This is a genomic window from Stieleria sp. JC731, assembly GCF_020966635.1.
Taxonomy (GTDB): Bacteria; Planctomycetota; Planctomycetia; order Pirellulales; family Pirellulaceae; genus Stieleria.
The window spans coordinates 1,247,636-1,271,353 of the sequence record NZ_JAJKFQ010000005.1 but is presented as its reverse complement, the minus strand read 5'-3'; the positions used below and the strand labels follow the sequence as shown (position 1 = coordinate 1,271,353).

The 23,718-nt window shown below is 52.6% G+C and carries 22 protein-coding genes; 8 read left to right on the top strand and 14 right to left on the bottom strand.

Going from position 1 to position 23,718, the window contains the following annotated elements:
* Positions 1 to 47: 47 nt before the first annotated feature.
* The 5 genes from LOC67_RS15520 to LOC67_RS15500 form a co-directional block, all read right to left on the bottom strand.
* Positions 48 to 980 (bottom strand): TIM barrel protein, encoded by a 933-nt coding sequence (locus tag LOC67_RS15520; protein WP_230263525.1) that lies wholly within the window; start codon positions 978 to 980, stop codon positions 48 to 50.
* A gap of 138 nt (positions 981 to 1,118) precedes the next feature.
* Positions 1,119 to 1,820, bottom strand: coding sequence for a response regulator transcription factor (locus LOC67_RS15515; protein WP_230263524.1), 702 nt, complete (start codon positions 1,818 to 1,820; stop codon positions 1,119 to 1,121).
* On the bottom strand, positions 1,820 to 3,655 hold the full coding sequence (locus LOC67_RS15510) for a sensor histidine kinase (RefSeq protein ID WP_230263523.1): 1,836 nt from the start codon (positions 3,653 to 3,655) through the stop codon (positions 1,820 to 1,822). The genes LOC67_RS15515 and LOC67_RS15510 overlap by 1 nt, the downstream gene beginning before the upstream one ends.
* 556 nt (positions 3,656 to 4,211) lie before the next feature.
* Positions 4,212 to 5,621: a vWA domain-containing protein gene (locus LOC67_RS15505; protein ID WP_230263522.1), complete on the bottom strand. Its 1,410-nt coding sequence runs from the start codon at positions 5,619 to 5,621 to the stop codon at positions 4,212 to 4,214.
* A gap of 380 nt (positions 5,622 to 6,001) precedes the next feature.
* Positions 6,002 to 8,311 (bottom strand): Hsp70 family protein, encoded by a 2,310-nt coding sequence (locus LOC67_RS15500; RefSeq protein WP_230263521.1) that lies wholly within the window; start codon positions 8,309 to 8,311, stop codon positions 6,002 to 6,004.
* Positions 8,312 to 8,706: 395 nt separating this feature from the next.
* Between LOC67_RS15500 and LOC67_RS15495 the strand changes: the two genes are divergently transcribed.
* From LOC67_RS15495 to LOC67_RS15485, 3 genes are all read left to right on the top strand, one after another.
* Positions 8,707 to 9,201 (top strand): hypothetical protein, encoded by a 495-nt coding sequence (locus LOC67_RS15495; protein WP_230263520.1) that lies wholly within the window; start codon positions 8,707 to 8,709, stop codon positions 9,199 to 9,201.
* 7 nt (positions 9,202 to 9,208) lie between these two features.
* Entirely contained in the window at positions 9,209 to 10,123 is a 915-nt protein-coding gene (locus LOC67_RS15490) for a sugar phosphate isomerase/epimerase family protein (protein WP_230263519.1), read from the top strand.
* Between the two features lie 105 nt (positions 10,124 to 10,228).
* Positions 10,229 to 11,074: a sugar phosphate isomerase/epimerase family protein gene (locus LOC67_RS15485; RefSeq protein ID WP_230263518.1), complete on the top strand. Its 846-nt coding sequence runs from the start codon at positions 10,229 to 10,231 to the stop codon at positions 11,072 to 11,074.
* An 88-nt stretch (positions 11,075 to 11,162) separates the two neighbouring features.
* Here LOC67_RS15485 and coaD read toward each other — a convergent pair whose 3' ends face one another.
* Together coaD and LOC67_RS15475 are read right to left on the bottom strand one after the other, a co-directional pair.
* Complete coding sequence (gene coaD / locus LOC67_RS15480) at positions 11,163 to 11,672, bottom strand: pantetheine-phosphate adenylyltransferase (RefSeq protein WP_230263517.1); 510 nt, start codon at positions 11,670 to 11,672, stop codon at positions 11,163 to 11,165.
* 102 nt (positions 11,673 to 11,774) lie between these two features.
* Complete coding sequence (locus LOC67_RS15475; protein WP_230263516.1) at positions 11,775 to 12,881, bottom strand: aminotransferase class V-fold PLP-dependent enzyme; 1,107 nt, start codon at positions 12,879 to 12,881, stop codon at positions 11,775 to 11,777.
* Positions 12,882 to 13,151: 270 nt separating this feature from the next.
* Here LOC67_RS15475 and LOC67_RS15470 point away from each other — a divergent pair, with 270 nt between their 5' ends.
* From LOC67_RS15470 to LOC67_RS15455, 4 genes are all read left to right on the top strand, one after another.
* Positions 13,152 to 13,355 (top strand): hypothetical protein, encoded by a 204-nt coding sequence (locus LOC67_RS15470; protein ID WP_230263515.1) that lies wholly within the window; start codon positions 13,152 to 13,154, stop codon positions 13,353 to 13,355.
* A gap of 228 nt (positions 13,356 to 13,583) precedes the next feature.
* Positions 13,584 to 14,726 (top strand): LptF/LptG family permease, encoded by a 1,143-nt coding sequence (locus tag LOC67_RS15465; RefSeq protein ID WP_230263514.1) that lies wholly within the window; start codon positions 13,584 to 13,586, stop codon positions 14,724 to 14,726.
* A gap of 148 nt (positions 14,727 to 14,874) precedes the next feature.
* On the top strand, positions 14,875 to 15,549 hold the full coding sequence (locus LOC67_RS15460; RefSeq protein ID WP_230263513.1) for a TIGR04283 family arsenosugar biosynthesis glycosyltransferase: 675 nt from the start codon (positions 14,875 to 14,877) through the stop codon (positions 15,547 to 15,549).
* A 184-nt stretch (positions 15,550 to 15,733) separates the two neighbouring features.
* Positions 15,734 to 15,889, top strand: coding sequence for a hypothetical protein (locus LOC67_RS15455; RefSeq protein ID WP_230263512.1), 156 nt, complete (start codon positions 15,734 to 15,736; stop codon positions 15,887 to 15,889).
* Positions 15,890 to 15,991: 102 nt separating this feature from the next.
* Here LOC67_RS15455 and LOC67_RS15450 read toward each other — a convergent pair whose 3' ends face one another.
* From LOC67_RS15450 to LOC67_RS15440, 3 genes are all read right to left on the bottom strand, one after another.
* The gene (locus LOC67_RS15450) at positions 15,992 to 17,194 is read right to left on the bottom strand and encodes a hypothetical protein (protein ID WP_230263511.1); all 1,203 of its coding nucleotides are present in this window, start codon (positions 17,192 to 17,194) and stop codon (positions 15,992 to 15,994) included.
* A gap of 422 nt (positions 17,195 to 17,616) precedes the next feature.
* The gene (gene tadA, locus LOC67_RS15445; RefSeq protein WP_230263510.1) at positions 17,617 to 18,099 is read right to left on the bottom strand and encodes a tRNA adenosine(34) deaminase TadA; all 483 of its coding nucleotides are present in this window, start codon (positions 18,097 to 18,099) and stop codon (positions 17,617 to 17,619) included.
* Positions 18,100 to 18,324: 225 nt separating this feature from the next.
* Complete coding sequence (locus LOC67_RS15440) at positions 18,325 to 19,041, bottom strand: DUF1080 domain-containing protein (RefSeq protein ID WP_230263509.1); 717 nt, start codon at positions 19,039 to 19,041, stop codon at positions 18,325 to 18,327.
* A gap of 384 nt (positions 19,042 to 19,425) precedes the next feature.
* Here LOC67_RS15440 and LOC67_RS15435 point away from each other — a divergent pair, with 384 nt between their 5' ends.
* Entirely contained in the window at positions 19,426 to 19,848 is a 423-nt protein-coding gene (locus tag LOC67_RS15435; RefSeq protein WP_230263508.1) for a VanZ family protein, read from the top strand.
* Positions 19,849 to 19,856: 8 nt separating this feature from the next.
* Here LOC67_RS15435 and LOC67_RS15430 read toward each other — a convergent pair whose 3' ends face one another.
* From LOC67_RS15430 to LOC67_RS15415, 4 genes are all read right to left on the bottom strand, one after another.
* A complete protein-coding gene (locus tag LOC67_RS15430) occupies positions 19,857 to 20,876 on the bottom strand; it encodes a prefoldin subunit (protein WP_230263507.1) in 1,020 nt (339 codons plus the stop codon).
* A 426-nt stretch (positions 20,877 to 21,302) separates the two neighbouring features.
* Positions 21,303 to 21,650 carry a YciI family protein gene (locus LOC67_RS15425; RefSeq protein WP_230263506.1) on the bottom strand — a complete coding sequence of 116 codons (348 nt, stop codon included), beginning with the start codon at positions 21,648 to 21,650 and terminating at the stop codon, positions 21,303 to 21,305.
* A gap of 54 nt (positions 21,651 to 21,704) precedes the next feature.
* Positions 21,705 to 22,166 carry a VOC family protein gene (locus LOC67_RS15420; protein WP_230263505.1) on the bottom strand — a complete coding sequence of 154 codons (462 nt, stop codon included), beginning with the start codon at positions 22,164 to 22,166 and terminating at the stop codon, positions 21,705 to 21,707.
* Positions 22,167 to 22,363: 197 nt separating this feature from the next.
* A complete protein-coding gene (locus LOC67_RS15415; protein WP_230263504.1) occupies positions 22,364 to 23,656 on the bottom strand; it encodes an RNA polymerase sigma factor in 1,293 nt (430 codons plus the stop codon).
* Positions 23,657 to 23,718: the final 62 nt, after the last annotated feature.

Below are 23,718 nucleotides of genomic sequence, written 5' to 3'. Positions count from 1 at the left end.
ATGCAAATTGCTGAGCAGGTTTACGTGCTGGCTCGCTATCGACGGCTCTAGCCTTCGACAACTCGGCTTGCGACACGCTCCAACAAAGCTTTGGTTTTCTTGATCCCGTCGTATTCGGAATCTTTGCCGCCTTCGTACTCGATGCCGACGTAGCCGTTGTATCCGTGTGCTAGGACGATGCCCATCATCTTGAAGAAATCGGTGTGTGTTTCGTTGCCTTTCTCATCAAAGTCATGAGCCTTCGCGCTGACCGCTTTCGCAAACGGCATCAACTCTTCGACACCTTTGTAGCGATCGTATTCTTCTGGATTATCGCCACGTCGAATGAAGAAGTTGCCGAAGTCAGGCAGGGTGCCGCAGTTGTCCATTTCGGTTTTTGCGATCGTTCCGGCAAGCCATGCACCGTTGCTGCTGAGGCCGCCATGATTTTCGACGATCACATTCAAGCCGTGCGGTTTGGCATATTCGCTTAGCTTGCGTAGCCCGTCAGCGGCACGCTCCATTTGATCTTCGTAGCTGCCGCTGCTTTGCGCGTTAACGCGAATCGAATGACATCCCAAGAACTTTGCAGCATCGACCCACTTGTGATGGTTCTTCACCGCTTGTTCGCGTTTATCGCTGTTGGGGTCCCCCAGAGCGCCTTCACCGTCGCACATGATGATCAGACTTTTGACGTCCAAATCCTCGCAGCGCTGCTTTAGTTCCGTAAGGTATTTCTGGTCTTCGGCTTTGTCTTTGAAGAATTGATTGACGTATTCAATGGCGTCAATTCCGAACTCTTCTTTTGCTAAACGTGGAAAGTCCATGTTGGTCAAACCTTTGCTTTTATCAAACAAGGTTCGGTGCAAAGACCACTCGGCGAGTGAAATTTTAAAGGGGACAACGCCCTTCGCTTCGGCGGCGAACCCAAGCTTTGATGACAGACCCAGTGCCGCTGTAGTAGCTGCAGAATAGGCGAGAAACTGACGTCGATTAGTCATAGCGATTTAGATTGTGGGGTGGGACAATTGGGGATGTGCCGTATCCATCGGAATTGAATTGTCTCAAAATCCAGCAGGCGATTGCCTTTTCAGGATGAGCCGCTTCTCCGGATGAAACGATTGGACGACCCTTCAATTCTACTCGAATCGGTAACCGACACCGTAGACCGTGTGAATGATTTTTGGCTGCTTGGGATCAACTTCGATTCGTTTTCGCAGCTGGCTGATCGTTTGGTCGATCGTGCGACTGTTGGGCACATGATCGTCCTCCCAGGCCAGCTGAAAGAGCTCGCGGCGTGTAACGACCTCCCCCGGCTTTGCTGCCAGTGTTTGTAAAATCAGCAGTTCACGCTGAGTCAACGTCATGGTCGAATCGCCACGTCGTGCACGCAATTCACGTGGAATAACTTCCAGGTCTCCCATCCAGAATACGTTGTCTGGGAATGTAGCCGGTTCGATGACATCGGTGTCCACAAAGCATCGACGAGCCACCGCCCGAATCCGGGCGATGACTTCTTTGGTGCCAAACGGCTTGACGATGTAGTCGTCGCCCCCCAACTCTAGACCGACAACTTTGTCAATTTCTTCGGCCTTTGCGGTGATGAACAGAATCGGCATCGTCGGCGACTTTTGGCGAAAGTACTTGCAGACGTCATATCCGCTCATTCCCGGCATCATGACATCCAGGCACGCCATATCGGGCATCTGTTGGTCGAAAAGCGACTTGGCGTTCAAGCCATCAGCGGCTTCGGTCACTTCGTACCCTTCACTTCGCAAAACTTCGGCGAGCGCCCGTCGCGTATTTCGGTCGTCTTCGGCGATCAAGATTCGATGTGGCATCACGTCGCCCCCTGTACTGTTTCGTCTGCTGATCGACCCAATGATCCGTCCAGTGCGAGCGAGAAAAGAAACCCTGCACCACCGAGTTCCGTCTGGTGTTTTAGCACTAAGTTCCCTCCATGTCGTCTGGCCGCTCGACGCGAAATGGTCAACCCGATCCCGGTTCCACTGGGGGCGCTGATCGAATCATCCAAACGTTCAAAAGGTTGAAAAACTCGCTTCGCATCGCGACGACTAATTCCCGGGCCATCATCGCTGACTTCGACAATTAGAAATGAGGCTTCTGATCCGGGAGTTTCGATCCGTTCGATTTCGCAACGGAGCACACACCGGCCTCCGCGTTGAACATACTTTTCAACATTGCTTAACAAGTTCACGATAACCAATTCGAACACATCTGGATCGATCCGAACATGACAGTTGAGTTCACACTGGATCTGCAGAGCCAATCCGGCTGATTCAAAACTCGGTTCAAATTGCTGTGCAATCTGGTGCAGCAATTCACATACATCGGTTTCTTGACGGCGGACGCCCGACTGTTTTCCACTGGGGCGAATCATCTCGAGCACCCCCGAAACCAATCGCTGCAATCGACGACTTTCATGATCGATCACCTGCAAACGAGAAGAGAGCGAAGCCTTTCGATCACTGGATTCAAGTTTCTCAATATCCAGTTCAGCCAGTTCCGTATACAGCCTGATGTTTGTCAGCGGCGTTCGTAACTCATGTGACACTTGCCCTGCAAACGTTACTCGGCTGCTCGCTTCGATGATCTGTCGCCGCACCGCCGTAAGAACGTAGACACCAACGAGCAACAACAGCAGTCCGACACCGCCGAGCGAGATATAAAGCGGCATCAACGTGGCTTGTGGCGTTAATTCCGGAGCAACAAAGATCTGAAGCTGCCAACTTGCGAGCGGCTCAGCAAGCGAGTGTGTCGTAAGTGGTTCCTGACGAAACGCCTCTGTATCGCCCCAGTTGTAGATACTTTGCCCTGCTTCATCATTCAAGCGAACACTACCGATAGATGCCGACGCATTAGACGCTTTGCCGTTCAGATCTGAAAACGCGTCATCCCCATCGGCCGAAACACGACGCTGATCATCGGGCAAAGTCGCAATCACATCAGCCATCCAACGGCTGCGATCAAGAATGATTCCGACCGAAATGCCATCAGGGACACCGATCCAATAGATCACCTGGGCACCGTCTCCCAAATACCAACGTTGCCATTGCGATTGGGGTGATTCACTTCTGGTGATACGCAGTGGAGGAGACGCGATTTGGACCGACTGCCGCATCGGAGTCTGCAAATAGTTCTGTTGACTTTGGGAACTTGGTACCGCCATTTGCTGAGCGATTCCCGGATCATCATTTTGCGAGAGGTCGCCACCTCCTTTGGCGCCACCTTTGGCACCGGATGAATTCACATTTTGTGGTGTAAACAACGGTCGACCGTCAATGATGCTGGACAAAGTCGCTGCGATCTCGGCGCCCTCGCGACCACTCAGGTCGACCTGCTGTGGAAAGACCAATTGCCCTTCTCGATTGATTAGAATCCCCTGGCGGACGATCGGGTTTTCTCGACGCATTTGCCGCAAGACGTCTCGACAGTCATCCGCATCAATAAGTGCATCGTCGAGCTGCTTTGCATAAGTCGCGAACACATCGGCGATGTTGTCGCTAACTTCGTAAAGCTGCGTCGACAATAGATTCGCCAAAGCCTCTTTGGCGGCAACTTCACTTTGCCGTGTCGCACTCGCACTCAACCAACCCAACATCACGATTGGGGTGATGACGAGCAAAAGTAGCGCAAGAAACAGACGACGGGGCATGGACAGATTATTTCAGACGCGATATTCGATTGAAATCTGGTTGCAGGAAAACCGTTTGGCAATGGCAAGCTTGCGAACAAAGTTTACCACAGGGTTATCGCAAGCAGCGTCTATCGAAGCGTCTAATTCAATTCCAAAGTTCACAATCAGAACGAACAATCCCACCATTGTCCGCATCGTTAACACGCGAGCTTCGGCGAATCAGCAACCAAACAGACGCTGCTTGGTTCAATTGTCAGCGCCAATCCCTCGACCAGTGTTTCGTTCCATATGAAAATACGGCTTCGGGGCATCAGCCGATGGGCGTTAGCCCTGGTAGTTGCACTCGAACCGTGGCTAACGCCATGCGGCTAATCCTTAAATCGAGCGACTTCGGGTCATCAGCTGACGGACGTTAGCCCCGGTTATTGCACTCGAACCGTGACCAACACCATACGGCTAATCCTAAATCCGAGCGGGTTCAGGTCATCAGCCGACGGGCGTTAGCCCCGGTTATTGCACTCGAACCGTGGCCAACACCATACGACCAATCCTAAAATCGATGTAGAACGAAGCACTAGGGACTTTTTGGTGAAGGGGCATCAACGCGATAGTCTTGCTGTGCCGCGTTGCGATTCTGTTCGTAAATCATCATTTTACGTGAACGATTCCACTCCGCAGGAAGCTCTAACATTTGCGACTGCATGCCGTTTAACTTGGCATTGCGTTTAACCTCTTTCGCCAAAGGTTCGGCAAGCATTCCACCAACAGCTAGATCAATCTCTTCGAGCTGTGCACAGTTGCGCATCAAGATCTGCTTGGCTTCATCAATATTGCCCTGATCACGCAATCGCGTTGCTCGAATGTTCGCATCATTGGCGATTTGGATAGCACACAAGGCGTACGTCTCGTAGTCGATGTCCTGTTCAACGACCTTCTCGTCCTCGGAGTAGCTGATTTCAACTTGGCTGGACAGCGTGTCGGTGTTTTCACTGACCATGTTCTTGTACTTGACCGAGACGGAAGCCATGGGACGTTTCTGTCCATCTTCACCTTCGGGCACTTCCACTTCGACAACAAAGTAGCGTTGCTGACGCGCGTAAAGCTGAGTCAACGGGATATAGATATCCTGTCCACTGATGTCGGCTTCATTGTTGAGAACGCGTACTGGTCGGATTCCTTCGCCAATGGTCGCGTGGATTTCAAACTCGCTCGCCACGACACTTAGCAAGTCATTAAACTCTTTCTGAAAAACAGCGACCAAGTCGTCTGCCTCTTCGACAAACATGTGGTTGCCGCTGCCGGCCGAAGCCAGACGGCTCATCAGGTCTTCGTTGTACCCCAGACCAAGCCCCAACGTGCTAACGCTGATGCCTTCTTTGACCAACGAAATTCCGAGCCGTTCTAATTCGCGAGGACTTTTGGGACCGACGTTCGCTTTCCCATCACTCAACAAGATCACTCGGTTGACATATCCACCGTCGTGGAACTTTCGAACCTCAGCGGCTCCTTTGCTGACCCCGGCAAACAGAGCCGTGCTACCGCCTGCTTTGATCGATTGAATCTTCTCGATAATCGCTTCACGATCCGATGCTTTGGTTGCCGGCACCAGTACGTTGGCCGAATCGGAATACAGCACGATTGAGACAATGTCATCGTCCCGTAAACGCTCTACAGCTGTGATCGCCGCTTTCCGAGCTTGAGCAATTTTCTCACCATTCATCGACCCACTTTGATCGATCACGATCGCAGTGTTCACCGGTGGACGCTTTTGGCTAGCTGGCAGCTCGAAACCGGTCAATGAGATCCGCAGGTGATTGACCTGGTTTTTTTTGCCGGACAACATCGTCGGCTTTGAGACACCGACATCTAACTGAATTTGCGAGGCGATGTTTACTTTCGCAGAGTCTTCATGCGCGGGCAGCCCCACGATCGTCACGAGGGCGATCATCATGGCTGGAGGACAGATCCAAGAAAAGGCAGACATTTTGTGACTCCATTAATTGGCCGGGGTCAGGCTGTGGATGCGGTCGCGTCATCGATGATCGCCAAAAATCCGCTGCAGCCTTTGAACGGTCGAATGCTTCTGTATCCAATAAACCTTGAAACCAGTTTTTCTTGGTCGGAATCGATTCAAAACAATGTAAAAGAAATGTCAGACCTCAACCCTGGGACCATACCAGCAATCGCGTTCGATCACGAAACAGACCTCTGTGGATTCTTCGCACCTGAAAATCCAGACTCACTAGTCGCGTAAAACCCATGCCTAAGCTACAGACACTTGTTGGTCGAACAAGTGACTTCATACTAGCAAGCCAGCCGAAGAAGAGTAGGTGAAGACCAGCCCTGTTCAGTTTCGCAAATCAACTACCGCTTTTTGCGTCCAAAGAATCCTGACTTCTTTGGCTTCTCAGCAGGTTTTCCATCCGTCTTCGGCGATTTATCAGTGACGATAAACGGCGTATCCACCGACGCTGCCTTTGGGGTCGATTGACCGCCGGATAGCGCTGCCAACATTGCGAGGTCACCTGAGTCTGCTTTGGCAACCGAATCGGAACTCCCCAGATCGATCTTCGGCTTTTCCTTGATCACGGGTTTGGGATCAACGGACGCCTTCGCAAAGCTCTGCAGTTCATCGGCATTGATTTTAGCCGGTGACTCGGAAACTTGGTCGCCGAGATCGATCTTCACCTGCGGAGCTTTTTCAGCAGGATTCACCGCTGGAACACTGCTTGCAGGGACACTACTCGCCGCCTTCACAACATCCGTTTTCGATGTAAGTGGCTCGGTTGGTGCAAATAGATTTGCCGGGGCTGTCTGACTGATCGAAGCTTTCCTGTCATTCGCGATAGGTTCCAAAACGTCGATCGCTTTCAGCTCTGAAAAATCGACCTCTTCACTATCCGATGCCGACTCGATTTGCGTAGGCTCGGCAGCGCTGGCGACTGGTTGCGGCGTAGTGCCAAGCGTTCCTAGTATGGCGTTGATGTCGGTCGCGGTTTGAGACGACGTATCCGATGTTGCGGGCAGTTCCGCATCGGTCTGTTCTTTCACAACATCGAGATCAGTATCAGCGTTTTCCGAATTCAGTTCGATCTCTGCAACCACGCTACCATCGGCTGGCAGTGAAGCCAACATCGCGTCGCTGAGTCCTTGGTCTAAACGTTCCGACCAGATTTGAATTTCAGAATCGGATAAGCCGGCAGCCCGGTTTAGCGTCATCGTGATCTTCCGATCGATTTCAGGAAGCGATGCATGCACCGTCAATCGACCATCACGTGCATAATCAAATCGCACATCGACGTGCGTCCCCTTGGGAGTCCCACGTGGTAAATCTTCGACGATACATCGTCCGATCCGAGTCGCATTGGTGCCCCGATCATCGCCGCCTTCGACGATTTCAATTTTGACGTTGGCTTGATTGTCCGAATGGGTCCGGAAGCGAACCATCTTTCGCGCTGGCAAATGGCTGTTCCGGGGAATCATGATTTGTCGGCGTGGCTGGCCGGTTTTGGGGTCCACTGCCAAGATCCCCAAATCATGCGAGTTGACATTGCTGACTGAAATGCCGGACTTGTCGTTTTGCCCCGCCATCAACATCCCGGCATAAAGAGCAGCACCGTGACTGACCGCTTCATCGGGCGATAGCGAACGGTCCAATTCCATCCCGCTAAGTCGCTCCAGTTCTTGACGGATCATCGGCATACGAGTCGACCCGCCGACCAAGATCAAACGAGTCAACTTTGACCAGTCGACATCGGCGTCATCCAAAACCAGTTGCACGGTCATCAAAGTTCGCTCGACCAAATCGGCGCAGCGATCAGAGAACTCTTGCTGCGTAATCTCGGTGCGTAGCCGCCGTCCATCGTGCGCAAACGCAACGGTCACCGATTCACGCTGCGTCAACGCATGCTTGGTCTGGTTTGCTTTGCGAAGCAACTCTTGTTCGGCCTGTGGATCATCACGAGGATCGACGCCATGTTCTTTTTCAAAGGCTTCGGCGATGAAATCGACAACGCGTTTGTCCCAATCAACACCTCCCAGATAGACATCGCCTGCGGTCGCGATCGTGTTGAAGTTTCCGTTTTCGATCTTCATCACGGTGACATCGAATGTGCCGCCGCCAAGGTCGTAGACCAGAACAGTCTCGGCTTCTCGGCTGCCGCCGTCGAGACTCAAAAACCCCTGTTGAACGCCATAGGTAATCGCTGCAGCAGTCGGCTCGTTGATGATGTCCAAGACATCCAATCCGGCTAGCCGTCCCGCATCCTGAGTCGCCTTTCGGCAGGGTTCATTAAAGAATGCAGGAACGGTGATCACGGCTTTTTCAATTGGCCCGAGCATCAGTTCGGCATCCGCTTTCAGCTTGCGTAGGATCAATGCCTCGATCACTTCGGCGGGCAAATGCTTTCCACGAATTTCTTTTTCGTAGAACGATTCACCGACGTCTCGTTTAGCGAACAGTGCCAGACGATCCGGTTCCAGTAAACCAGCCTCGGCTGCTTCGATCCCTACAATCGGACGCTTGTGATCAAAGAATACTGCGCTCGGCGTTGTCAGATCACCTTCGGAATTGCGTATCGTTTCAGGACGCCCGGTCGGATCGAGAAACGCAATTGCTGAAAACGTGGTGCCAAGGTCGATCCCCACGGCAGGCTGGCTAGCTGGTTTAGTCATCAAGAAAAGAGTTCCGGGTGCGGCGACAGATGAGAGACACAGAAGTGTACCTCCCGTGTCGTTAAGGGAACGCAATTCGACCGCCTTTTGTACTCACCCGGATCCAGCTTGCGCCAATGCGCAAATCCTTTCCCACGGCACAGTTCGGGCACGCTGTCCGGGCACGCTGTCCGGGCACGCTGTCCGGGCACGCTGTCCGGGTTCGCAGTTCAGATGAATATCCCACCCGAATCGGGTTGCCGAAACAATTCTTTCATGTTGATGTGCAAAGCGATTGATTTTCAATCGCCCAACGACGCATGCCGCCCATCGGATGCCAACGGTCCGCTACACTGCAATCCGGTTTGACAAATGCCGAACCGCCACTGTTTTTCTGATGTTCATTCGCCAATGACATGCAATACCCACGGCTCCCTGACTACGGATGCTTTTTACGCTGGCCAGAAAACGGTCAAGCGTTCGTCCACCCGGATGATGTCGCGATCGCGACCAAGCTGATCCCCAGCCCACGTGTGCTGAAACGCTTTCGATTTGACGGGACGTACTACCACTACGAATACGGCGCGTTGCGATTCCGTTTACGTCCGGCAATGTGGTTGAAACTCGATCACGACGGGATCGAAATCGGTGATCAAGTTGAAACGGTCGGAACGGGATTCGATCGCGAACATTTCGTGGCGACCGTTTGGGGTATGTACTACGTCGCCCGAAAAGGCTGTATCCTCTATCGCCTAAAACGGGCCGATCGAATCGTTCCCACTCTTTTCGCCAGCGAACACCTGCGATTGCTAACCGATAAAGCCACGGTTCGCCCTGGGAATACAAAATATCGATCACCCACCTGGAACGGTGACGGTGATACCGTTTCGGATTCATTGCTTGAGGAGTAACGCAGCGATGCAACTTGGATATGTGACAGCGATTGTTCCCGACGCAAGTTTGGAAGATGCGTTCGAGATTGCCGAAGAAAATGGCTACGACTGCATGGAAGTTATGTGTTGGCCGCCTGGCAAAGCGACCCGCCGTTACGCCGGCGTCACGCATATCGATGTGCTTTCGCTAGATGACAGCCAGATTGAATCGATCAACGAATTGCAAGAAGAGCACGACGTCACCATCAGCGGCCTGGGCTACTATCCCAATGCGTTGTCACCAGACTTGGATGAAGCCAAGATCGCGGTGGAACATATCAAGGCCGTTATCGAGGCATCTGCCAAGCTAGGCGTGAACACGATGACCTCGTTTATCGGTCGTGACTGGACGAAAAGCGTCGAAGACAACTGGCCGCGTTTTCTTGAGACATGGAAACCGATTATCGACGTTGCAGAAAAACATCAGGTACGAGTGGCAATCGAAAACTGCCCGATGTACTTCACCAACGATGAGTGGCCCGGTGGAAAAAACTTGGCCCATTCACCTGACATTTGGCGGCGGATGTTTGACGACATCCCCAGCGATTGCTTTGGGCTGAACTTTGATCCTTCACACTTAGTCCTACAGCACATGGACTACGTTCAGCCGCTCGCAGATTTTGCAGACAAGCTGTTTCATGTTCACGCCAAAGATCTTCGCATCGATCGACATCGGCTGAATCAGGTCGGCACATTCGCCAACCCAAATTTGTGGCATTCGCCCAAGCTTCCAGGTCTCGGCGATATCGATTGGGGAAAATTCTTCGGTGCGCTGGTCGACACCGGATACAACGGCCCGGTTTGTGTGGAAGTCGAAGATCGTGCTTATGAGGGCTCCCACGAGGATTGCCTGCGTGCGCTTTGTCAAAGCAGCAACTACCTACGAATGTTCGTCGTCTGATCGAACGTCGTCTGATTGCAAAATGTCTGATTGAACAATCGCGCCTCTCCGGTAAAGATTGACAACCACCTCAAACCAAAACAGCTATTAACAGGACCTTTCGATATGGAAGATTGGGCAATTGGCGTTTTTGCCTCGGTCGATGCAGGACTCGGAGTCAAGTGGGATGTGATTTCAGAACTTGGCCTCCCCACCATTCAGCTGCATGCACCGCACCAAGGTCAACGTAGCGCCGAAGATGCGGAGAAGCTCAAAGAGCAGCTTGCCGAAATGGGTGTCCAATGCACCGCCGTTTTCGGCGGCTTTGAGGGCGAAAGCTATGCGGACATTCCAACGGTTCAGCAGACCATCGGTTTGGTTCCCCAAGCCTCACGCGAATCGCGATTACGCGAGATGTGCGAAATCTCCGACTTCGCCAAAGCTCTCGGTTGTGACACGATCGCGTTGCATTTGGGATTCATCCCCGAAGACACGAATGATCCGCAATACGACCAAATCGTTGCCGTCACGGCAAAGCTTTGTGATCACTGCAATGAGAACGGCCAGTTTCTGCATCTTGAAACCGGTCAAGAAACCGCTGAAGGTTTGATGCAATTCATCGCCGCTGTAGGTTGCGACAACCTAAAGATTAACTTCGATCCGGCCAACATGATTCTTTACGGTACTGGCGAACCGATCGAAGCTCTACGGATGCTTGCCCCTCACGTCCGCAGCGTTCACTGCAAAGACGGGACATGGAGCGATCATCCGGGCGAAACCTGGGGACGCGAAGTTCCGCTCGGCAAGGGCGACGTTGACATCGAAAAGTATCTGACCGCCCTTCACGAAATCGGATACACCGGGTCTTTGACAATCGAACGCGAAATTCCAGAAGACCCCGAACGCCAAAAGGCTGAAATCGGAGGTGCGATCGATCTGCTCACCGAGCTTCGCAGCAAGATCCTTTCCTGAGTTCGCTTCCTGGCGGATGAAATTGAACCTCCGCGACGCGTCGGTCTGACTTCGACGCGTCCGGATGATCGCTCGTTGTTGTTTTGACCTATTCGGCCGAACGCATTCGCTCGCGCAACGGGCGGATGATTTCTCGCGGCACAAACTTGGCCAGCTTCTCGTCGTCATCGCTGATCCCGGCGATTTGCTTTAGCAGCGAGCTGCTGACGTGTGCAAATCGCTCGTCAGCCATCAGAAAGACTGTCTCGATATCGCTATCCAATTGCCGGTTCGCCATCATCATCGTGAACTCGCCCGCGATATCCGTTAGTGGGCGAATCCCTCGCACCATCACCCGGGACTGTTGTGATCGAACAAAGTCGACCGCCAGTCCATCAAAGAATTCGACCCGAACGTTGGGCAGATCTTTCGTCACAGTCTCGACCAAATCTCGACGCTGATCGGGAGTAAACAGCGAACGTTTGTCCGCGTTTACACCGATCCCAATGATCAATGTTTCGAACAGACGGCTTGCGCGATGGATGATGTGCAGGTGCCCCAGTGTCACAGGATCAAACGATCCGGTGTACACCGCGATTTGTTTTCCATCTGTGGACATACCCGTTCCGGCTTGAAGTAGACAGGAAAAAGAAAATCGAGACCAAGATAAGAAGCGTACCGCCAACAGCATAACGACTACGAAGACGGTGTTCGCCAACCGCTAGATTGCTCGCAACATTCGCGAGATATCATCTAAATTGTTGTACGCATGCACGCTCGCCCGAATGCCACCGTCTCGGCAACTGACAACACAACCTGCGTGTAAAAGTTTGCTGCGGACATCGACCGGATTCATCCCCGGGACTTCGAATGTCACGATTCCGGATTGAAACTGCAACTCCGGTTGAGCACGCACCACAAATCCTCGTGAACGCAATTGACCGATCAATTCTGTTGCCAGCCCCAGTACGCGCCCTGAGATTGCATCGACACCATGGTGATTTCTAACAGTCAAAAACAAATCCAAACTGGCCGCAAGCGCGGCGCCGCCTCCCATGTTTGCCGAACCGGGTTCGAAACGCTCTGCTGAGTTTCGCAATTCCAATTCGGGCTTCGCATAGTTGAACGCGTTCTGCACGCTATTCCAGCCGACATTTCCGCATCGCAACAGATCAAGGTGCCGACGCCGGATCATAGCGATTCCCATCCCTTCGGGCCCTAGCAGCCACTTGTGCCCGTCCGCTGCTAGGAAATCGACATCAACCTGATCGAGATCTAAATCGAAAACTCCGAGTCCTTGGATCGCATCTAAGAAAACCAAAATTCCGCGTTGATGGGCACGTTCGACAAGCTCCTGAACATCGACCCGAAAGCCACTGGCGTAGCCGACCCACGATAGTGCGATAAGCTTGGTGCTTTGGTCACATGCCGCCAGAAGATCGTCGATCGAGACAACACCGTTCTCACGCCGTGCGACTTTGCGAATCTCGACTCCACGACTGGCTTGGTTTTCCCAGGGAAAAAGATTGCTGGGAAATTCTCCTTCGGGCACGACCACACTATCGCCACTTTTCCACGGATACCCTTCAGCAACGATGTTAATGCCGGTAGAGGTATTCGGCACCAAGCAAATTTCATCTCGCTGGGTCCGTAGCAATTCGGCCGCGGCGCGGCGTAGTTCATCCATTCGCCCGGCCCAACTGGGCCAGACGGTGTCTCCCTGCGTCTCGGCTTCTTCGGCATAGCGGCGGAACGCGTTGGCAGCCGGTTTTGTTAGCGGCCCGACAGCAGCATGGTCCAAATACGCCCAGTTTTTGGTCACCGGCATTTGCATTCGCCACCAGTCCCATGGATGATTCTCAACAGATGGCTGCGAACTGGCGCCCAATGAATCTTGCACTCTGACTGCCCCTTCAACCGGAATTTGCAGAAAAATTGTTGTGTCCCCCGCCCGAAGTCCAAATCGGTAAACTAGCGATTTAGCGTAGGCTTGGGAAAGTGACGGTCAGGTAACTATACTGCTGACCTTTCGTGGCCGCGATTGGACTAGTAACTTGGTTCTGCTTCCAGATTTTCAACTACTACTGAGGTTTGATTGATGCCCAAGGCCCTTTGTCTCTTCAGCCTTGTTGCGTCGATCTTGGTGGTCTGCCTATTCCTGCTTGATTCGGTCGCCATTTTGGCTGGCGTCGGAGCGTTGCAAGTTTTAGGTGGCGCAAGCCTAATGATGGACCTGACGTTCGCCATTTTGGGCGGAGTGCTGATTTATCTCAGCTGGGCGACGTACCGCGAACAGCGGTAATCACCATTCATCCAGCATAATTTTGACGCTGCCGTCGTGAATCGATCTTCGCGACAGTTGTGGCGTTGTATGCGCCCCTCTATCGAGAAGGCGTTTCTAAACTTTCGATGGGTGCTGACTACGCATCGCGACCGAATTCGGCGATCGATCTTGCGACGGTCTGGGCAGACTGGGATGCTCTGCGAAACCAGCTGAAACTTTTATGACGCGTGCCGCGTTTGATCGACCGTGACGCAAATCGACCGCTACATCCTGAACCTGTACTTACGCACGTTTACCGTGTCGTTTTTATCGCTTTCAGGCATCTTCATCGTCTTTCATGCTTTTACAAACATGACAGATTTGGCCGAACTTGCCGAAAAACGCGGCATGTCGCTCGCCATGGTGATGGCGGAGTTCTACGGTCCATACTTGCTGCTGCTGTTTGACTGGACCGGAGCAATCATCGCATTGATGTCATTGCTGTTCGTGGTCGGGTGGTTGCGGCGGACGGGAGAACTCACCTCGACACTTGCCGCAGGTGTTTCCCACGGACGACTATTCCGCGCGATGGTGATCGCCTCAGGCCTGATCATATTGGCTCAGTTCGCCAGCCGCGAAATGTTGCTGCCATCGATGCGTGACGTGTTATCGATGAAAAACAGAGACATCACTGGCGATAACCCACAGCCAATCCTGCCGAGCTACGACAAGATCAGCGGAATTTTACTGCAAGGTGAATCGATCAAGCCGCGTAGCCGTCAAATCATCAACCCTCGCTTCAGCCTCGACGGTGACTACGAAGGCTTCGGCGATGCTCTAATCGCCAAGACCGCCCAGTGGTTGCCAGCCAACGAAAATCACGGCGAAGGATACTTGATGCAGATCGTCGAGATCCCCAAAGATGTTGACAGTCTGGATTCAGCCGGTGTGGGCAATCGTTCGGTTTTGATGACATCCAAACAGCACGATTGGATTGGACCTCGCGAATGCTTTGTCACCACCACCGTTAATGCTGAAATCCTGCAAACCGACCAATCATCCACGCGACTATGCAGCACGATGCATCTGGCCGAGCGTCTTCGAAATCCGGCAGTTCACAACCCGCTCAGTGTTACCGTGCTACTTCACGAGCGTCTGATCCGGGTACCACTCGACTTCGCACTAGTCCTTCTGGGACTTCCACTGGTCGTCAATCGGCGTGACCGCAAGCTTTTTGTCACCATCGCATCGGCGATGACCATGGTGCTGCTATTCTTTTCACTCAAAACAATCGGCAGTGCTCTTGGTGGCGCTGGGATTTTGTTTACACCTGCATTGGCTGCGTGGATTCCATTGCTGATTCTTGGACCGATCGCCTTCATGCGTTATCGCGAAGTCCAAACGTTGTAGTTTGCCCAAACGATGGGCGATCGACTTGGAATCGAGCATGAACGTAGAGTTCACAACGAAACCAGCATTGCGCCGAATGTGCACGATTGCACGTATACACATCGATTGAAGGGCGAAGACCAACGTGGTGCCAACGGATTTTTGCGTCGTGATACCGGCATTAAACGAGGAAGCCAATATCGCGAAAGCAATTCGATCGGCACATGACAATGGTGTCAGGAACGTCATCGTCGCCGACGGTGGCAGCACCGACAACACCATCACGCTTGCTCAGTCGCATCAAGCGGTTGTCGTCCACACACAACCCGGACGCGGTCTACAGCTGGCCCATGCCGCCAGATTGAGCAATGCCCCGATGCTGCTGTTCCTGCACGCAGACAACTGGTTGGAGACCGACTGTGTAGAACAGCTTTGCCGCCATGCAAACGGTTGCACAAACTTAGGGCACACAGACCAAAGCCTGTGGGGCGGATTTCGGCAGCGCATTGACGAAGCGGGGATATCTTACCGGCTGCTTGAATCGGGTAATGCGATGCGAATCAGGCTGCGAGGTCTTCCCTTTGGCGATCAGGCGATGTTTGTTGATCGCAAGCTTTACCAAAGTGTCGGCGGTTTTCAGACAAATCCACTGATGGAAGATGTCGTCTTATCGCAGGCGTTGCGCCGTCGAAGTTGGCCTGTGTTGATTGACGCATGTGTCCATGTCGACGCCAGGCGTTGGAAAAAACGCGGAATTGTGCGTCAGACGCTGCGAAACTGGGGGATCCAGACGGCCCATTTTCTTGGTGTCCGTGAGCGTCAACTACACCGTTGGTACCGGTGATTTCTGGAGTGAAAACCACCGCAACACCTTGCGACACGCACGAACGAACTTAGAATCGAAGAGTGGCATGCAACGTGTGGTTGGCGACGAAATGTGTTTGATTGGCCAAACACGCCCGCGCGTTTAAAAGTCGCAGTAGCCCAACGAGGAGTCCGTTTTGCTAACCGAAGCTACCGTTGAAGAAATGTTCCGCAGCCTGATCAGCGACCCCAACCGAGGGGAAGACGTTTTCGACAAGGCAGAGGATCTGCTGGATGAAGAGCTTCGTCCAGAAAGCCCGCTTCGTCATCGTCTGACGATGGAGCTGGAAGAGTTGCGAGAGATGGCTTCAAAGCAATAGTTTTCAGCCACCTTCCCAACCAGACATATAGCAAAAGCCACGACGGAATGATTCCGCCGTGGCTTTTCTTTTGCACCAATTTTGATCGACCGGATGTTTGACTTATCGATTCAAAGTCAAACCGAAGGTGTAGCCGACCATCAGGTAATCTTGGTCATTGTCGCCACCGGGAACCGATGCATTCGTACCGTTTCCGCCTCGCCACAGTCCACGCTCGATGTCGATCAGTTGGAAACCAGTTCGGACAGTGATGTCACGGGTGATCTGGTATGCCAAGTCGCCACGAACATCGAAGCCCAAGAAGAACTCTTCGTTTCGCGAGTGGACCGGTGAGGTCGACTCTCGAAGGATTCGAGCCACTTCGTCACCTTGCGTGATCGGTGCGGTCGAATCGTAAACGACGGTTTCGATCCATTTGTTGCTAACGCTGCTTTGCCAGTTTCCACCAGCGAAGGCTCGGAAGTCAGCTGACAGGATAAAGCGATCGATGAACTTGAAGTAACGGAAACCGAGCTGTGCAGTCAGTGCTTCGTTTTCGGTGAACGCTTGGTCGATCGTCAACTGTTCCGCAGCGTTGCCAAACGTCGTTTCAAAGTTTGGTGTGGCTGCCAGTTGGATCGGATCGTTCGAGCTAACGAAGTTTGACGCCGCGTAGGTGTCCTTCAATCGGAACCAGCGTACGCCGACCAATGGCTCCAGGATTCCACCGTAGTGATACGGCTCCATTCGCCAAGTCTTGCTCAGTTCGTAGCTGTCAAATGACATCACGTTCAAGCTATCCAACTCGTCGACAAAGCGGTAGTTGAATCCGGTATTGTTGGAGATACCTGGAATCGCTTCCAAACCGAAGGGGTTTCCCTGGTTGGTTGCGGTGCCGCCCAACTCATCTTCGTTGATGCGGTTTCCACGCTCATGGCGTGTCCGATAAAATTCGCCAACATCATTGTTGACCCAGCTGAACAGGAATCCTGTATCAGCATCGGGAAGCATGAAGCCGACTTCGTAGCGGTGACCTGCACCACCGTCGAGTCGAGTGTCAAATTCCCCGAAATCAATGGTGTCAATCTCAGGTCGACTGCCATAAAGGTACAGTCGATCGTAGGTGGCAAACCAACCTGTGTTTGCCCGTTTCTTTGGCTTAATGTCCGCCAAATCCGCATCATAGATCGGTTCAAACCAACGAAAATCAGGTTCGAACTCGAATGGATCGGCAATTGGGAGATGCTGTTGAGCCTGGGCCGAAGCCATGCCGCAAAGCAACACAAGAGATCCAATAACTCTAGCCGTCAGCTTCCGTACCGACATCGCTGTTCCACCGTCTAATTAAAGTCGTCCGTAGCGTCCGCTCGGAAAGCGACATGGCTTCCCCCCACGGCACGCGCCAAGGTGCAAAATGAAATCTTGTGCGTTACTCGCACAAAGATCCGGTCGTGACGGTCTTATCGGACATGACACTCGCCAGTGCTTAGCCTGTTTATCGCCAGATGTAGCAAAAGTGCGAGAATCTTGGGAATCGTCACAGTTTAACATCCGGCCTGAAACGTCGTCCGTTTGCACTGACCAGCGACTCAGTTGTGAAACAAAACGACTGCGAAATGCCAGGAATTTGATTCCCGTTGACCAATCAAACGGCTACCAAAAACGTGATATCGCTGCGTCTTTCACGGCAAAAGCAGAAAACGGCCACAGTTCCAATACGACATCACACTCCGTCGTGAAACAGCCAACTACTTCTTGCCCAACGCTCGCTTGCTGGCAAAGAAATCGGTCAAGATTTGACCGCATCGATCAGCCATGATCCCAGAACAGATTTCCGATCGGTGATTCAATCGATTGTCCGACAAAAGCTGAAAAAGACTAACCACGGCGCCGCCTTTCGGGTCCGTTGCCCCAAAGACGACACGAGGTATGCGGCTCTGCAAAATCGCTCCGGCACACATCGGACAAGGTTCCAGCGTGACATAGAGCGTGCATTTCTCCAGTCGCCAATCTCCCAACGCCGCCGCGGCTTGTGTGATCGCAATCATCTCCGCATGTGCCGTTGGGTCCTTCAGCGCAACCCTTTCATTGGCCGCCGCGGCGATCGTTTGATGTTCACGAATGATGATCGCGCCTACAGGAACTTCATCCGCCAACGCGGCTTGCTGCGCCAACTCAAGAGCGCGGCCCATGAAGTGCTCATCGATATCTTGCTGGTTCAAACTTCCCATTTCGGCATCTTGCCAAGATTGTCATTTGGAGAGTGAGAATGCGAATGTCAGGCGTGTTTGCCAAGGGCGAACAACGGATCGCATTCACTGGTCGAATTGAGGGCTCGCCTCCGCACTCGGTAGAGGCTTGACGTTATTAGTTCACGGATCGATACGACGCTTGCACAATCAGAAGCGTGGTTCTACACGTATCAAATCGACAAAGCATCCGAAGATGCACTGACCCTATTCGTCGCTATCCTCTTTCGCCAATTCACTGGGCTTTAGACGTCGAATAGCGATATTACGAAACTGCGAATCACACTCGAAGTTGGCAATCCCCAAAGGCGTGCACGGATCCATTTCAAAGCGAATATCGAACTTGCGATCTTTGCGAGGCACATCGAACATTTTGATGTCATCGATCCAGACGGTGATCTGGACATCTTCGACACGCACCCGTGCTTTGTACCAACGCTCGTCATCATAGGCTTTGAACATCGTCGTTTCGTTGTCACTGGCGTCATGACCGTCGATGCTGCTGATTCCGGTCACGCCACCGCCCCAGCCCCCCATCACCAAACTGGCGACCTCTTTGCCGACCGGAAACGTCATTGCACAAACAAAGTCGACACCGCGATCTCGGCGGCATTCCCAACGGACTTCATAGTTGTTGCGTGGCAGAGCTTTGACATCACTGGTCTGACTTTCACTGGGTTTGGCATCCTTTTCGCCTTCGAAGGGGCCTCCCCAGCGAACGCCAGTCAGCGGCTGACCGAATTCCATACGAATATGCCCGTCTTTGATCGTGATTTCACCATCGCCGCCAAATTCGCATTTTTTCCAGTGATCATTCAGTGAAATCCAATCTTTTTTGGCGTTTGAATCCGCCTCGTCTTTAGAACTATCCTTGGATTGACTGGATGCGGGTGGTTTGGCACCAGTTGAGGCTTCTTGCGCCATGAGGTTGCTGGTACCGAAAGTGGTCAACGCCACTACGGCGACGCAAATTGCGATATGTGACGCGAGAGGTTGGCAGCGTTTCAAAACAGAATCCTCGTCCAAGAAAGTTCGTCAGGTAAAATTTACGCCCGCTACGGCCTATTGTATTGCACTTCGGTTGACGTGCATGCTAACTGCCCCAATGCGGTGGTTGCCGCATCGATCGAAGCTGTCCATGACTGGTAGTCCTAAGTACTGTTTGGCGGCACATTGTTAGCCGATTCATTGATCGCCGGTTTGATGTTCTCTGGTTTGGGTGCAAAAAACAGCCAACGAGCGATCAAGGCCGACACCATCGGCACTTCATTTCACATTCTCACAAACGCAAAATAACGAACGGAAGCGATGCGTCCCGTCTCTGGAATCAAGATACTTGGATTACGTCTCGGCGTCATCCTGCTGGTGTCGTACTGGATTGTACTCTTTGCCGGAACACACCTACCATCGACGACACTGATCACTCCAGAATTGCACGACAAGTCGAAACATTTCGCCGGCTATTTCGTGCTATCCCTCTTGCTGTGCTACGTCACACACACCAACCGGAAACACCGATACCCGAACCTTTACCGTTTTGGTGGAATCGCGACACTGCTGCTGCTCTACGGTTGCGTTGACGAATGGAGCCAACGTTTCTCGCCGGGACGGCACCCAGACGTTTGGGACTTGTTCGCAGATGGCTGTGGCATATTCGCTGCGATCGCGTTTTACCTTTTGGTCAAAAGGTTCAGCAAAAAGAAATCCCTTTCAACGGCAACGGCATCTTAGCAGGCCTTCTATGTCGAAGATGTAGACTCGACCGTCGAGTCACCATCGCTTGACTGTTCCGACGCTTCAATTTTCAGTTTGGCAATTCGCTGACGTAGCAACCGTGATTGCTTTTCAAGCTCCTCGAGCTGCGCTTCCATCTTTTCGATGCGACGTTCGCAATTGGGGCTTAACAAGCGTTCAAAAATGTCAAACAACACCAACACTCGGAACGCTTTGATCGCGGTTCCACGCAAACGGTATGCACGCATGGCGTTTGACAATTGCTGAAACCGAACCAGGTTTGCCAGCTTTGTCGTGCGGGCCAAACTGAGCGACCGTAGGAATGAGACCAACGGAATTAAGATGATGGCCAAGTCGATCCAATGATCTTTGCAATACTGAATCTTCTTTTCAGCAATCGAAACCATCAGAATGAACTCAGCCGCAAATGCGAACCAAATAACCCCGGTTCCCATATGCAGAAACAATCGCAGCAATCCATAGGCCGCGACTTGGTCTTTCATGAAGAATTCGACCACCAGGATCGGCATGATCAGTAGCGCCACGATCATCATCGGGACGCTGAATTTGCGTTCCAGTTGACGTTGAAGCCTACGCCCGCCTTGCCGCCAGCCAAACCCCGGCAACCAAATGCGACCATGCATCTCTGGGCTGCTCGCTCCCATCCGAAGGGCAGGGCAAAGACAAAACAACAAGCCTTGCAAGTGATGCTTCCGCATCTCGCTATCCCAAGGCCTTGTGGACCAGTGAACGATGGACTCCGCGATCGTCACGATCCAAACCAATCCCATCAGGAACACGACAACGTGTTCAAGGCCGATCGCATAACGAAACAGAGAAGGCTCGTCTAAATTACCCTCGCCCAGCGTTTCAACCGCACTTTGTTTCAACCCGGGCATGTCGACCCAGACCACGATCAAGATCGCGACGCAGATCAAATACACAAGCGCAAGGCAGAACATCAGTGCCTCGTTGCGACCGGCAAACCAGCGTTGCCACGATTTCGTGTCGGAGCGAATGCTCATCAAACGATCTCCTATCTATCTCAAATGCGAAAGACAGGGGAAATGGTTTTGCATCGACAACAGCACAAAATCTTCAATCCCTTCGTTCGGTATGGCCTTAGCGCAGTTCACAAGTGAAACAGCCGAAGGACAACTGACAGCCTAACTCTATCGGTGAATCGGTGCCCATATCAGCCAGACCTTCCGGTCCACTCATCGTGTACCAGGATCGTAGTGTGCTGGCATCGAACATGAACGCGTTACCCTGCGCGTCCCACACGCTGCAAACATACAGCGAAGGACGCTCCAGCGTCACGTTCCGACGATACATTATCCCACAAAAGGTAGGCCCGATCGAACCAAGTCTAAGGCGCGGTCCAACGATCCCGGAAAAATTCGCCCGAAAGTGACCGGAGCAATTTCTGGGGAGACCGCCATGATAGCGATTTACGCGCTCGGGATCGGAAACAGGGGTCGAATTTCAACAGTCCCTTTGCTTGCTGGCGGCAAACGCTCAGCAATCTTGATCGCCTCATCAAGATCTTCGACGTCGATCAGATAGTACCCTCCAAGCTGTTCAGCGGTTTCGGCGAATGGGCCGTCAGTCGTTAGCCGTCTGCCATCGCGAACCTGAATGCAAGTCGCGCTCGAAACGCTGTGCAGCGGAGCACTATCGATCAACATTCCCTGCTCTTTCAATTCATCGCTGATCCGTTTCGATTCCAGCATACATTCCGTGCGTTCGGACTCGGTCCAATCGCTTTCTGCTCCATAGATCAACAACATATACTTCATCACATTGCTCCCTATTGGCAAACCTAACCTGTTGGCAAATCCAAATGGGCTTTTTCAGCTGACCTCACCCTGCATCATCACCATCCAAGCAACACCAAACTTGTCGGTCACCATTCCGAACATCGGCGAAAAGAAGCTTTCGGCAAGTGGCACGTCAACAGTTCCTTCAGCCGAAAGCGCATCAAAGACCGCACTGCAATCGGACTTGCTCGCGAGGGTTAAAGTTAATCGAAAGCCCTCGAACCCCGCGGACTTCTCCGCAGGACTGCCCGAACCATCGGACCCCATCACGAGCGTTTCGCCAACGTTAAAGCTGACATGCATGATTTTATCTTTCCAGTCATCAGCAACACTCGCGCAGGCATGGGGATCTGGTGAGTCGCTCCAACGTAGCTTCGAAACCACGGTGGCACCTAGTGCCTGCTGGTAAAAATCGATCGCTTCTTCGCAACGCCCCGCGAAGAACAAGTAGGTCGTGACAGTTGGTGGCGCCGACAGGTTAGCCGTGTGACCCATGTTTGGATTCCTTTGATTATTGAGCACAGAAACGTTGATGCCGTTGGGGATCGCAGAATGCCGAACGGTCGTGGATTCACGAACGAGACGCGCAAGCGAATTTCAAATATCCGGTAGGCGAGCACTGCGAATAAGAGTCAGTCGAATCGTCAGGCGATCGATCGACAGAATACGACTAAGTTTTCAAAGATTCGTCTCTAACTTTCCATCTCATCAATTCGTTGCTGAAGGAATCGACGCTCGGATTGCTGCGTTGTCAGCTCAAGCGCCTTTCGAAACAATTCGGCGGCTACCGCAGAACGACCAGATCGCCTTTGCAATTCAGCCAAGGCGGAAAATGCCGGAGCGTATTCGAGCAACTGCCCCCGTTGATGAATTCGCTCGATTAGCTCAACACCGGCACTCGGCTGGTCACGCATCGCCACCGCAACTGCGCGATTTAGCTCGACCACCGGCGAGCCTTCCAGCAACATCAAGACATCGTAAAGAGCCACAATTTGAGCCCAGTCTGTGTCGGACGCCGACTGCGCTTCTGAGTGGACCGCCGAAATGGCTGCCTGAATCGTATAGCCACCGACTCGACGAGACGCGATCGCCTGCTCAACCAAACGTCGTCCCTCCGCAATCATTTCCGAATCCCAACGGCTACGATCTTGCTTTTCCAACAGGATTATATTTCCTTCGGAATCGGTGCGAGATTGCCTGCGTGACTCGTGCAGCAACATCAGCGCCAGTAATCCTTTGACTTCCGGATCAGGACTCAGTTCCACCAGCAGTCGTCCCAACCGAATCGCTTCGGATGAAAGTTCGACACGTGTTAGTGAATCACCGCTGGATGCGCAGTAGCCTTCATTGAAAATCAGATAGACCACCGACAACACGACATCCAGTCGGCCAGGCAGTTCAGTCAGTTCCGGAATCGTTATCGGAATGTTCGCGTCTCGGATCTTGGATTTGCCGCGGACGATCCGCTGAGCCATCGCCGCAGGCTTTGTCAAAAATGCACTCGCGATCTCCTCGGTTGTCAGCCCACAAACCTCTCGCAACGTCAATGGAATTTGCACGCTTCGGTCAATCGCCGGGTGGCAACAGGTAAAGATCAACCGCAACCGATCATCCTCAATGGATTGATCGCCCCGCTCAGAATTGATCGCCGCGATTCGCTGGATTCGATCCGAAATCGATGCCGCGTTTTGTCCAATTTTTGAGTCCTTGCGGATTCGGTCGATCGCTTTGAATCGGCCCGTGGATATCAACCAGGCAATCGGATTGTCCGGAAGACCGTCTTGGGTCCACTGAGTCGCTGCCTGTGTAAAGGCATCTTGCAAAGCGTCCTCGGCGAGATCCAAATCCCCCAAGCAACGTGCCAGCGAGGCAAAGACTCGGCGCGATGACTCTCGATAAAGACGGTCGATGAACTCAGGGATCGAATCGGAATCATCTGCTTCCGATACATCAGCATCAACCAATTGTGGGTCAACGTTTGACATCGAGACTCAGTGGTCAATTCAAGGTAGCGGAAAAGTCAAAGAACACCCAACCAGACAAACCG

What these genes read in the sequence shown, in the direction of transcription:
- LOC67_RS15495 (WP_230263520.1), top strand. Translation starts at nt 8,707, where the DNA reads ATGCAATACCCACGGCTCCCTGACTACGGATGCTTTTTACGCTGGCCA.
- LOC67_RS15440 (WP_230263509.1), bottom strand. Translation starts at nt 19,041, where the DNA reads ATGGCGCAAGAAGCCTCAACTGGTGCCAAACCACCCGCATCCAGTCAA.
- LOC67_RS15485 (WP_230263518.1), top strand. Translation starts at nt 10,229, where the DNA reads ATGGAAGATTGGGCAATTGGCGTTTTTGCCTCGGTCGATGCAGGACTC.
- tadA (WP_230263510.1), bottom strand. Translation starts at nt 18,099, where the DNA reads ATGGGAAGTTTGAACCAGCAAGATATCGATGAGCACTTCATGGGCCGC.
- LOC67_RS15455 (WP_230263512.1), top strand. Translation starts at nt 15,734, where the DNA reads ATGTTCCGCAGCCTGATCAGCGACCCCAACCGAGGGGAAGACGTTTTC.
- LOC67_RS15425 (WP_230263506.1), bottom strand. Translation starts at nt 21,650, where the DNA reads ATGAAGTATATGTTGTTGATCTATGGAGCAGAAAGCGATTGGACCGAG.
- LOC67_RS15470 (WP_230263515.1), top strand. Translation starts at nt 13,152, where the DNA reads ATGCCCAAGGCCCTTTGTCTCTTCAGCCTTGTTGCGTCGATCTTGGTG.
- LOC67_RS15435 (WP_230263508.1), top strand. Translation starts at nt 19,426, where the DNA reads ATGCGTCCCGTCTCTGGAATCAAGATACTTGGATTACGTCTCGGCGTC.
- LOC67_RS15430 (WP_230263507.1), bottom strand. Translation starts at nt 20,876, where the DNA reads ATGAGCATTCGCTCCGACACGAAATCGTGGCAACGCTGGTTTGCCGGT.
- LOC67_RS15420 (WP_230263505.1), bottom strand. Translation starts at nt 22,166, where the DNA reads ATGGGTCACACGGCTAACCTGTCGGCGCCACCAACTGTCACGACCTAC.
- LOC67_RS15520 (WP_230263525.1), bottom strand. Translation starts at nt 980, where the DNA reads ATGACTAATCGACGTCAGTTTCTCGCCTATTCTGCAGCTACTACAGCG.
- LOC67_RS15515 (WP_230263524.1), bottom strand. Translation starts at nt 1,820, where the DNA reads ATGCCACATCGAATCTTGATCGCCGAAGACGACCGAAATACGCGACGG.
- LOC67_RS15505 (WP_230263522.1), bottom strand. Translation starts at nt 5,621, where the DNA reads ATGTCTGCCTTTTCTTGGATCTGTCCTCCAGCCATGATGATCGCCCTC.
- LOC67_RS15500 (WP_230263521.1), bottom strand. Translation starts at nt 8,311, where the DNA reads ATGACTAAACCAGCTAGCCAGCCTGCCGTGGGGATCGACCTTGGCACC.
- LOC67_RS15475 (WP_230263516.1), bottom strand. Translation starts at nt 12,881, where the DNA reads ATGCCGGTGACCAAAAACTGGGCGTATTTGGACCATGCTGCTGTCGGG.
- LOC67_RS15510 (WP_230263523.1), bottom strand. Translation starts at nt 3,655, where the DNA reads ATGCCCCGTCGTCTGTTTCTTGCGCTACTTTTGCTCGTCATCACCCCA.
- LOC67_RS15415 (WP_230263504.1), bottom strand. Translation starts at nt 23,656, where the DNA reads ATGTCAAACGTTGACCCACAATTGGTTGATGCTGATGTATCGGAAGCA.
- LOC67_RS15450 (WP_230263511.1), bottom strand. Translation starts at nt 17,194, where the DNA reads ATGTCGGTACGGAAGCTGACGGCTAGAGTTATTGGATCTCTTGTGTTG.
- coaD (WP_230263517.1), bottom strand. Translation starts at nt 11,672, where the DNA reads ATGTCCACAGATGGAAAACAAATCGCGGTGTACACCGGATCGTTTGAT.
- LOC67_RS15490 (WP_230263519.1), top strand. Translation starts at nt 9,209, where the DNA reads ATGCAACTTGGATATGTGACAGCGATTGTTCCCGACGCAAGTTTGGAA.